The following is a 9,472-nucleotide window of genomic DNA, read 5'->3' as shown; positions in this document are numbered from 1 at the left end:
GCTTACAGGTAGTGATGTCACGAGCATCATCGCCGCGAGCACCAGTGTTAAGATTTTTTTCATTTTAAATGTTTTCTTCATAAGTCCCTCTCCCTTATCAAAAATATCTATTATGTAGTATGATTTTCACTACTCTACTATCTATTATACCACAACTAGTATGATAAATAAAGTTTTTTCATCAAATTCTTCCAATAAATAAACAAACTTTGATTACAATGATGCTCGAATACTTTTGAGCATAAAGAAACCCTCTCTACTTATATTAGTAAAGAGGGCTTTATCTCCTATTGCAATTATATTATAAATTAACTTTGTCTAGCTCTTTTAGATTGTATTTGTCTATGATTTGCTTTAATTTCGCTGGATAGCTTGGGTCTGTCGCATAACCGCATCTCTTGATTGCGTAGACACCTCTTTGGTCATTGAACATAACTTTTCTAAATGGCGTATACCATTTCTTTGCGAAGAATAATTCAGTATGATCTCTAAATGATTCGTCTGCCGATTTATATGCTCTGAACTTATCATCGACTGTGTATCTAACGTTATTATATACTTCTGTTGTAGTTATGGTTACGGTGCCATTAGAAGCGCTGCCCTTTATACCAAATAGATTGTTTGAGAATTTTCCTGTGTACTTATCGACTGGCACTGATTGACCCCAGCCTGATTCAAGTATCGCTTGCGCTGTAGTGATGGCACCGCTTAGATCCGTTCTCAAAAATTCGCGTCTAGCCACTTTCTTTGTATAGTCAAGGAATTTGTCCTTTGCCATTAGCGGCTGCTTTGTATATATCTTTCCAGTGTATATCCTAAACTTGATGCTCTCGCCCTTGATAAAGGCGTCGATTTGATTGCCTGTAACGCTAATTTCGTTTTCGCCTTCATCGTCTTTAGTGACGTTGTATCTATATTTTTGGCCATAAGGAACGTTCTCAGCTATGGTTTTAGTCTTGCCTGTTCTAAGATTTTTAATGTAATAATTTACGCTGTTGACGCCAACATTTGATACGGCGTTCAAATCAACATATTTATGAACGATTCCGCCAGGAGCAACGCCTTCAAGTATAAGCTTCGAGTCGCCCTTGATCAAAACAAGTTTGTGTTCGCTCTCCATAGTCTTTCCGCTCGCATCAATGCATCTGACGAAGACTTCCTTTTGACCTGCGTCGTTAATGTTCGGGAAGAACTTGCATGCGCCGTAGGATTTTGACTCGATAACTGTTTCAACGCCTGTGACTGGGTCCCTTAAAACGTAATCAGTCCTCATTACATCGAAGTTTCTTTGCGCGTTAAGCGTTACTTGACCTGAGATAACTCCGTCTTTTGGCACGCCTGTTATATTTAGATATGGATTTATGCTCATGGTGAAGCTCTTTGTCTCGCCAAAGTGCTCTCTGCCTAGCTCGTCAAAAGCAGATAGCATTATGGAGTAGCTGCCCGCATCTAAATAGCTTGGCTTGAATAAGAATTCTCCTTCTGGATCGAGATTGTCCTTTGTTTCAGTCTTGCCTGTAGTTAAATTAGTTATAATCGCCTTCATCTTTGATGAGATGAAGTTTATGTCTGGCGTAATCTTTAGCTCGTCTTGCACAAAGCCGCCATTCTCAACGCCTGAGTAAGTTACTCTTGGAAGTACGTTTAAATTGATTTTGGCGCCTGTCGCGTCAATTAGATTGCCATTCGCATCATATAATGCAAGCACTAACTTTTTATTACCTTCGTCTTTAAGGCTCGGTAAAAACTCAAGCGCTTCAGCTGTACTTGTCTTCACGTCTTGTATATAGCCTTCGTTTTTGTCGTTTAATAACAATAGCTTTGCCTTTGCAAAATTTTTATTTGTGACAAAAGTAAAATTCATCTTAGTATTTATTGTTTGATTTGGCATAAGGCCAACGATTGTAGCGCTCTCTTCGACCGGATTATAAGTAGATGAATCAATAGTAACCGTTGAACTTGCTTTATCGTAGCCGACCCCTATATTCATAAGCTCAGCTATGGCTCTAAGCGGTAGATATGTTTTGCGATTAACTATGCAAGGAGCAACGTCAGTAAACTTAAGCGTTCCGTCACTATTGTCAATAATCTTTGAGTCGATATATAGCTTGAAGCTAGTGCCCTCGTCACTAACTGTAACGCTCTTTTCGTCGTTGTTCCAAAGAACTTCCTTGCCTAATGCTTCCCCGATGAAACGAAGTGGAACCAAGGTCCTTCTGTTCTTGACAATTGGGCTCGCGCTCTTTGTCACGTTGTTTCCGTCTATGATTAAGTTAAGTGATGCTGCCTTAGTGCCTGCATTCATAAGGCCTAGAAGCAGTATCGATAGTATAAATAAATTTCTAATTAGCTTTTTCATTTCTTCACCTCTTTTTTAATTATATCATAAAAGCCCTTGCCACGCAATTTTTTATCGTCCTTCAAAAAGTATAGTAAAATGAGAATTACAAGGTAGGGAATTAAGTCCAAGAGCTTATAGTTAATGGCCGCCACGCTTTGAAATGAGCCCGCAAGATAAGTAAAGACCGCGTATACAAGGCTTGCGATTGGCGTTAAAGCTGGGTGTATGGCAGAGAAGCCTTCAAGCGCCAAGCATACATAGCCCACATTTTGCGAGATGTTTTCCGTGAAGTATGAAAAATACGATAGCGATAAGAAGCTTCCAACGAGCGCTGCAAATATCGATGCAAATATAATTGCATCACGGCGCGCCCTAGCTATATTTAATTTTCTAAAGCAAGCTATTTCTTCATCAAGACCCACGGCTCTTAGCTCAAGTCCCGCCCTCGTCTTATATAGATATATATAATAGATAAGGCTTAGTACTAGACCCAAAACTATAAATATGTCGATGCCAAAGACTTTCAGATCAAAATTAACGTTTACCGAAGTCGACATAGCGAGGTCGCCCGCATATAGATAAAGCATAAGGCCCGATAGACCGCGAAGAATGAGGTTCATCGCTATGCCATAAACAATGTCTGAGACGCCTCTTCGCTTTGTGAGATAAACAAAAAATGTATTTACCAATAGCGTTATGACTGTCGCTGCCAAAACGCTCACGGTAAAGGAATGCGTTTCGCTATAGACCACAAGCGCCGTTATCGCCGAGATATTGACAAGGCCGTCTGCGTGTAAGAGGCAAAGGCCGAGCATCCTCATCGAGTTGATGGCTAGGCACAAAAGAAATATGCGTATAAAGGCTCTAAGAATTTCTGTCATCGCGCGCCTCCAATATCGATATAAAGATGAGAACGCCTTGCATTAGGTACATCACAGACGATACGAAGGAAAATTCGGTCTGCATGACAAGGCTTAAAAGTCTTATGTATGTAATTAATATGGCTGGGTAGGCAAGTTTTTTAAAGTCACCACGCGCTAAAAGCGTAACCGTTATCGCGTCAAAGCCATAGCCCGTGAAGCCTTGAAGCGAAAAGCGATTGTAGTTTAAAAATAGATATAGAAATGCGGCCACTGATGTTAAAAGCGCAAGACAAAGGTCTATCGCCCTCTTTTCTTTTTTTATCTCAGTTCCTGTCGAGATCAATATGCTTGGCGCATCCTTAATTATCTTTAGCTTAGTTATGAGCGAGGTCTTCACTGCAAATATTATAAAAGCAATGAGACACACTACGGCTATGGCAATGCCAAGCCTTTTGTCAAGCGCAAAACTAAAGTCTTTTGTAACGGCTGAAGAAATATTTTCGTCTGAGAAAAATGTATAGACAAGATAATTTATCGCGCCTAAAATGACATAGTTAAAGATCAACGAGGAGATAATGAGTTTGTTTCCATCGCCCATTGAAACTTTTTTTGGTACTTGCCAAAGTAAATACAAAACTATTGGCACTAAAGCTATAATTATAAAGAAATTTGCAAAGTAAATGGCTGCTAGCGCCGATAAGAAGACGCCCATATGAAAGATGCCTTCAAGCGAAAAGTTCATCTCACCCATTGACAAAGAAAGATTCATCGCCACTGACAAAAGGCAGACTATGAGAAATTCTTTGATGAAGCTCAGTCTATAGAATGGCGAGCCGAATGGTTTTGCGGCCGCCATGAGTATATCGCTTAGACTGATATTTGAGATTAAAGCGACTAAGACTAGTGTTATAAGCATCAAAAAAGGATATAGCAAAATGAAATATCTCTTAAATGATTTCGATTTCATCTACTATATCCTCCTTTAATTCTTCGTAATCGTCCGAGATGATGTAAATCTCTTTGCCCTCGTCACGCCTCTTAACTATCTCTTTTTGAGCAAGGGCCTTCGCTTCGAAGTCCATGCCCTTTTTGTAATTGTATAAAATGTATATGTCCTCATCACGCTCTAGCTCTCTGAAAAAGACTAGCTTTTGCAGGTTGCCTCCGGAAAGTGTATTCGTGATGTCATGCGCCTTGAACTTTAATTTGTATTTCGCTATAAAGTCCTCGGTCTCTTTTGTGTAATCGCGTTTTCTATTCTTTAAAATATCATATATGAAGATATTTTTGTACGCCTCTTCGTCCATAAGCAAGGCGCTGCGCACGTCTTTTGGCACGTAGGCAAAGCGCGAGTTACCTTTGATGAGCTCACTTAGCTTGCCCTCGTCTTTTATATAGATGCCGATAATTTTTGTCTTATGACTTTTTTGATCACTTTCATTTTTTTGCTCAAGTATATTTTTTTGCTTATCGAGGTAAACTTTTTTCGCGTCGAAGCTATTAATAAAATCTTCGTCGTGTGAGACCATTAAAAAACTCTTATCTGATGACTTGATGTAGCGGCTAAGCTTTTCTGTGGTCTTCGCATCAAGGGCTGCACTCACCTCGTCAAGCAGTATCAGCTTTTTATCACTTAGGCTCATTGCGATGAGCTCAATTGTTTGCCTCTCGATAGTACTCATGTCCTTAACTTTTCTTTCAAGGCCATCTATATAAAATGGCGATGTCTTTACAAGGCTCTCTACTTCTTTTTTGCTCACCTTTATGGCAGCCCTGATATTTTCAATAGCGCTTAGCTCATCAAAGAGCATAAAGCTTTGACTAAGCATATAAGCTTCGTCCGAGACTATCTCTCCGGTATAATCTTTTAAGTCGTCATGAATGAGTTTTAGAAGAGTCGTTTTGCCTGCGCCATTCTTCCCCATAAGAAAGGCAAGTCTATCGTTTATCTCTAAGCTAAACTTATCGAAGATGACCTTCTCGCCATAAGCAAAGCTTAAATTATTTATCTTAATCATTGAATTCGCTTCTGATAGTGATTTTATCAGCTTTTATCTCGTCAATAATCTCGTTTATCTTGGCTCTATCTGCTTCGCTAACTGCCTTTTTGTAAAAATTATTATCAGCTATGCCGATGGCGTCCTCTTTTACGCCCAAAAATTCTGTTGTGCCGAAGATTTCTTCGCCCGCTTTGTACTTGTCAATCGCTCTAAGTAAGGACGTATCAACTCTTTTTAGTATTGAAGTCAAAATGTATTTCGCCTTTGCTTCGCCTAGTAAAGCTGCTTGGTCTGAGTCAACGCCTATGACGTAGTGCTCTGTCTCAGCCGCTGAGTCGATGATGCCAAGGCCAGCTATGGATGCGACGTTAAAAATTATGTCAACGTCCTTCTCTTTGTATAAGATATTAGCAAGGTCCTTTGCCTTAATCGCGTCAGTGAAGTTGCCAACGTAGCTTGTTAAGACCTCTACGTCCTTGTCGATGTATTTCGCGCCATCTTCGTAGCCAAGTAAAAAGTCCTTAACTATCTTATTGTCCATGCCGCCAATTAGGCCGATCTTTTTAGTTTTTTTGGCAAAACTATAGCCCTCGCCATTCTCTACAAGGCTAGCAAGCGCCCCAGCTAAGAAGCCGCCTTCGTTTTGCTTGTAAAGAATCGAGTAAATATTGTCATACTTTTTCTCGCCGTCGTTGGCGTTGTCGTCAAAAAGTATAAATTTTTGCTCAGGGTACTTGTCGGAGATCTTTTGCAGCTTGTCCTTAAGCTGCCAAGTGCCTGCTACTATGATGTCATAAGCCTTCGATGAAACGTTTTCTTCAAGTATTGCAGCGTACTTTGTCTCGTCAGTGCCCATCTCTATGGTCTTAGTAGTGATTTCTGGATATTTTTCCTTAATTAGCTCCATGCCTGCTTCAGCGCTATCGAAAAAGCTTTTGTCGCCAAGTGTGCCATTGATCAGTAAAAGTATACTTAGATCGTTTTTAGCAGTATCTTTAGTATTTTCAGTCCCTGCGCATCCTGTTAAGGCTAGGCACAAGACCATAAGCACGATAAATATTTTCTTATACATATTAATCTTTTTTGTAAAGCATATCCACATGCTCTATATCATCTTCAAGATAAGGCTCGGATATCTCTTTAAAACCTTTCTTCGCATAATAATTTTTCATATATGTTTGAGCTTGTATTTTGATTGTATCCTCTTTCATGTCGTCTGTGATGTAGTCAATTGCTCTTGAGAATAGCTTATCGCCGTAGCCATCTTTTCTAAAGTCCTTCTTCACAAGGAAGCGACCGATAGAAACTTCTGGGTAGCGAGTGCCCTTCTCATTTATCCTCGCATAGCCGATAAGCTCGTCACCCTCTATCATCATAAGGTGCACTGATACTGGATCGAACTCGTCTATATCGTTATATGGACAGTTTTGCTCAACCACGAAGACAGCTTGTCTAAGCTTAAGTATTTCATATAGTTCGGTTGTATTTAGCTCTTCAAAATACTTAATTTTAATGTTCATTATAAGTTCTCCTTTTTGATTTCTCCAGCTCTAAGTAGCGCCATCTTTGTTAATAGCGGTCCTACTAGTTCATAGATAACTGTAGCTGAAAGTATTATGTCTCTGATTACTGCTCCATGTGGTGCAGGTATGATTCTCTTTGCAATTAGCGAAAGACCGATGGCAACGCCGGCTTGTGGAACTAGGCAAAAACCTAGGTTTTGTTGAACATTATTTGGTAAATTGCCAATCTTTGCGCCAATGCCTGCGCCTAGAGCCTTACCTATGACTCTAGCAACTACATATGCTATACCAAGTAGACCAACTTTTGTTAAGCTTGCTAGGTTAAGGTCTGCTCCTGATAATACGAAGAAGCATAGGAAGATGGCTGGCGTAATAACTTCGATTGCGTTGAAGACTTTCATTTCTTCTCTCGATGTGTTACAGATTGTTGTACCAAAAGCCATCATAGTAAGTAGACTTGATAGGTCAAAGCGTAGTGATATAGCGGCTAATAAGAAGATTACACCTATAAAAGAAGCTTGGATTTGTCCTTGGTTTTTCATGAATCTCATGGACTTAACCATGATGATGCCTGCTACTACACCTAGAGCAAGTGCTGCTAATATCTGGATTATTGGCTTTCCAACCATATTCATCATTGAAAAAGCTCCGCCTTGTATCATGTTTTGAGCAAGTGTTGAAGCAACACCGAAAGCGATGATACAAACGCCGTCATCAAGTGCAACGACTGGTATAAGTGTTCTAACTAGTGGTCCTTCGGCCTTGTATTGCTTAATGACCATAAGTGTTGCAGCTGGTGCTGTTGCGCACGCGATTGAGCCTATTGCTAGTGAGAATGGGAAACTTTGTCCAAGTAAAAGCATAACTACTGTTACTAGGAAAAAGGCAACTAGTGCTTCAAGTACTGTGATCACAAAGATTGCCTTTCCCACTTTTTTTAAGTCATCAAACTTTAGCTCGGCACCTATTGAAAAGGCAATGAAGGCTAAAGCGACTTCACTAATGATGTCGAAGTTTTTAACTGCTTCTGCGGGTATTAGTCCTAAGACCGAGGGTCCTATGAGTATACCTGCTATCAAGTAGCCTGTTACCTCTGGAAATTTGAAGAGGCCAAGTATTTTTGAAACTATAAAGCCAACGAGTAAGATTGTGCCTAAATGTAATAAAATTTCGAAATTCATACTACTTAGTCAATCCTTCCACGCTCTTGACATCAAGAGTAAACATAATTCCTGTATTTTCATTGTTAATGTTGCCCATAACAGTCTTAACAACTTCCTTTGCTATGACAAGCTTTTCGTCGTCAAGCACCATAAGTATAGTCTTGTTGAATGGTCTTTGTCCGTTAAGTATTTGTCTAAGTCCACCGAAAGCACTGATGTCTTTGTGCCAATCAGCTAGTGTTGAGGCCATACCTTGACTGTCAAGTATAGTACCTCCTGTGATTGATTTTTTGGAAAGTTCAAGTAATAATTCATCGAGCTTATCCATTTCATTTAAAATTACAACTAATAAATTCATAATATCCCTCCAAATTTTAATTATATCACTAACAATACTATAATTCAAGACTTTAAGTGCTATTTATCAACATTTGATCCAGTGATCCATAGTATTGAGTTTTTTGGTCTATTTAGCTTTTCATATGCTAATAGTGCTGCAGCGCTCGATGCCTCGACTATTTTTTCGTCAATCGCTTCTATATCTTTTTTTGCTCTTAATATGCTCTCGTCGTTAAAGCTGAAGAAGCCATCGACAAGTGAGTCAAGCATAGGAAAGACAAGCTTCGATGGTGCGCTGCATGCAAGACCATCGGCAATGGTTTTGCCTCCGAGACCTATGTCATTAACGGAAGCAGCCTCGCCATGAACAAAGCTATATAGCATACATGGGTACTCAACGGGCTCTACAAAGTATATACGGACGCTCTCTTTGAAAAAGCTTCGTAGGGCAAAGGCGATGCCACCAGGTGCGCCGCCCACGCCGCATGGCAAAAATACATGAAGGGGCTCGTCAATACTTATGTGCATGTCACTCGACATGACTTGTTCAGCCACTTCAAATATGGCCGCTGCATAGCCTAAGAAAAGCTTCTCACTCATTTCGTCGTCAACGAAGTAGCTCATTTTATTTTGCTCGGCGCTTAACCTGCCCATCTTGACTGCGTATGTGTAATCATGGTCATACTCGATGACTTCTGCGCCCGCTTCTCTAAGTAATTTCTTCTTCCAGTCCTTCGCGTCACGGCTCATATGAACCTTGGCTTTAAAGCCGAAGGCCTTAGCGCATAGGCCTATGGATAGACCTAAGTTGCCAGTTGAGCTCACTTCGATGGTATATGCCGCCATAATCTTTCTTATATCGTCAAGACTTAGCTCATCAAATTTATCTAGCATATTATTTTCCTTAAGAACGTCTTCGACCTTGACCATGACCTCGTTGAAGCCGCCTCTTGCCTTAACGCTATGAGCAACTTTTAGCTCTGAGTCAAGCTTTAGATAAAGCGTATCGCCGAGCTTTGACTTATATAAATCGCTTTTATAATAGCATGGCCCATCTATCTCTTCAAAGGCTTCCATGAAGAGAGGCGCAAAACGTTTGAAGCGCTTCTTTGCAAGAAAGGCGTCATACAAAGTAAAGCGCAAATCCATATTTTTATTTCTCTCTATGGGATAATATATCTCTTCTCTATTTTTAAGTTTATCAAGTATATCCACTTCTATCTCACTCCTTTTTTAGTCAAAA

9 protein-coding genes are annotated in these 9,472 nt (G+C 40.0%); all 9 read right to left on the bottom strand.

Features of this window, described 5'->3' with window-relative positions; genetic code table 11:
- Positions 1 to 301: 301 nt before the first annotated feature.
- The 9 genes from Q0E71_RS00555 to Q0E71_RS00515 are packed head-to-tail and all read right to left on the bottom strand — an operon-like array spanning position 302 to position 9,444.
- Complete coding sequence (locus Q0E71_RS00555; RefSeq protein WP_294794515.1) at positions 302 to 2,359, bottom strand: glucosaminidase domain-containing protein; 2,058 nt, start codon at positions 2,357 to 2,359, stop codon at positions 302 to 304.
- A complete protein-coding gene (locus tag Q0E71_RS00550) occupies positions 2,356 to 3,222 on the bottom strand; it encodes a hypothetical protein (RefSeq protein ID WP_294794499.1) in 867 nt (288 codons plus the stop codon). The genes Q0E71_RS00555 and Q0E71_RS00550 overlap by 4 nt, the downstream gene beginning before the upstream one ends.
- The gene (locus tag Q0E71_RS00545) at positions 3,206 to 4,171 is read right to left on the bottom strand and encodes a hypothetical protein (protein ID WP_294794492.1); all 966 of its coding nucleotides are present in this window, start codon (positions 4,169 to 4,171) and stop codon (positions 3,206 to 3,208) included. Before Q0E71_RS00545 ends, Q0E71_RS00550 begins: the two co-directional genes overlap by 17 nt.
- Positions 4,152 to 5,222 (bottom strand): ATP-binding cassette domain-containing protein, encoded by a 1,071-nt coding sequence (locus Q0E71_RS00540; protein WP_294794485.1) that lies wholly within the window; start codon positions 5,220 to 5,222, stop codon positions 4,152 to 4,154. The genes Q0E71_RS00545 and Q0E71_RS00540 overlap by 20 nt, the downstream gene beginning before the upstream one ends.
- The gene (locus tag Q0E71_RS00535) at positions 5,215 to 6,276 is read right to left on the bottom strand and encodes a BMP family ABC transporter substrate-binding protein (RefSeq protein ID WP_294794476.1); all 1,062 of its coding nucleotides are present in this window, start codon (positions 6,274 to 6,276) and stop codon (positions 5,215 to 5,217) included. Before Q0E71_RS00535 ends, Q0E71_RS00540 begins: the two co-directional genes overlap by 8 nt.
- A 1-nt stretch (position 6,277) precedes the next feature.
- Complete coding sequence (locus Q0E71_RS00530; RefSeq protein ID WP_294794461.1) at positions 6,278 to 6,724, bottom strand: GNAT family N-acetyltransferase; 447 nt, start codon at positions 6,722 to 6,724, stop codon at positions 6,278 to 6,280.
- Entirely contained in the window at positions 6,724 to 7,908 is a 1,185-nt protein-coding gene (locus Q0E71_RS00525; protein WP_294794455.1) for a cation:proton antiporter, read from the bottom strand. Before Q0E71_RS00525 ends, Q0E71_RS00530 begins: the two co-directional genes overlap by 1 nt.
- A gap of 1 nt (position 7,909) precedes the next feature.
- On the bottom strand, positions 7,910 to 8,248 hold the full coding sequence (locus Q0E71_RS00520) for a hypothetical protein (RefSeq protein WP_294794448.1): 339 nt from the start codon (positions 8,246 to 8,248) through the stop codon (positions 7,910 to 7,912).
- A 59-nt stretch (positions 8,249 to 8,307) separates the two neighbouring features.
- A complete protein-coding gene (locus Q0E71_RS00515) occupies positions 8,308 to 9,444 on the bottom strand; it encodes a D-serine ammonia-lyase (RefSeq protein WP_294794441.1) in 1,137 nt (378 codons plus the stop codon).
- Positions 9,445 to 9,472: the final 28 nt, after the last annotated feature.

Origin of the sequence: uncultured Fenollaria sp. (genome assembly GCF_934202865.1) — a bacterium.
In the GTDB taxonomy this organism is placed as follows: domain Bacteria; phylum Bacillota; class Clostridia; order Tissierellales; family Peptoniphilaceae; genus Fenollaria.
Note: the sequence above shows the minus strand (reverse complement) of the source record. Positions and strands in the feature narration are given on the sequence as shown.

Excerpts from the sequence above, each read along its gene's own strand:
- Q0E71_RS00545 (WP_294794492.1), bottom strand. The coding sequence starts at position 4,171 with ATGAAATCGAAATCATTTAAGAGATATTTCATTTTGCTATATCCTTTT.
- Q0E71_RS00550 (WP_294794499.1), bottom strand. The coding sequence starts at position 3,222 with ATGACAGAAATTCTTAGAGCCTTTATACGCATATTTCTTTTGTGCCTA.
- Q0E71_RS00540 (WP_294794485.1), bottom strand. The coding sequence starts at position 5,222 with ATGATTAAGATAAATAATTTAAGCTTTGCTTATGGCGAGAAGGTCATC.
- Q0E71_RS00535 (WP_294794476.1), bottom strand. The coding sequence starts at position 6,276 with ATGTATAAGAAAATATTTATCGTGCTTATGGTCTTGTGCCTAGCCTTA.
- Q0E71_RS00520 (WP_294794448.1), bottom strand. The coding sequence starts at position 8,248 with ATGAATTTATTAGTTGTAATTTTAAATGAAATGGATAAGCTCGATGAA.
- Q0E71_RS00555 (WP_294794515.1), bottom strand. The coding sequence starts at position 2,359 with ATGAAAAAGCTAATTAGAAATTTATTTATACTATCGATACTGCTTCTA.
- Q0E71_RS00525 (WP_294794455.1), bottom strand. The coding sequence starts at position 7,908 with ATGAATTTCGAAATTTTATTACATTTAGGCACAATCTTACTCGTTGGC.
- Q0E71_RS00530 (WP_294794461.1), bottom strand. The coding sequence starts at position 6,724 with ATGAACATTAAAATTAAGTATTTTGAAGAGCTAAATACAACCGAACTA.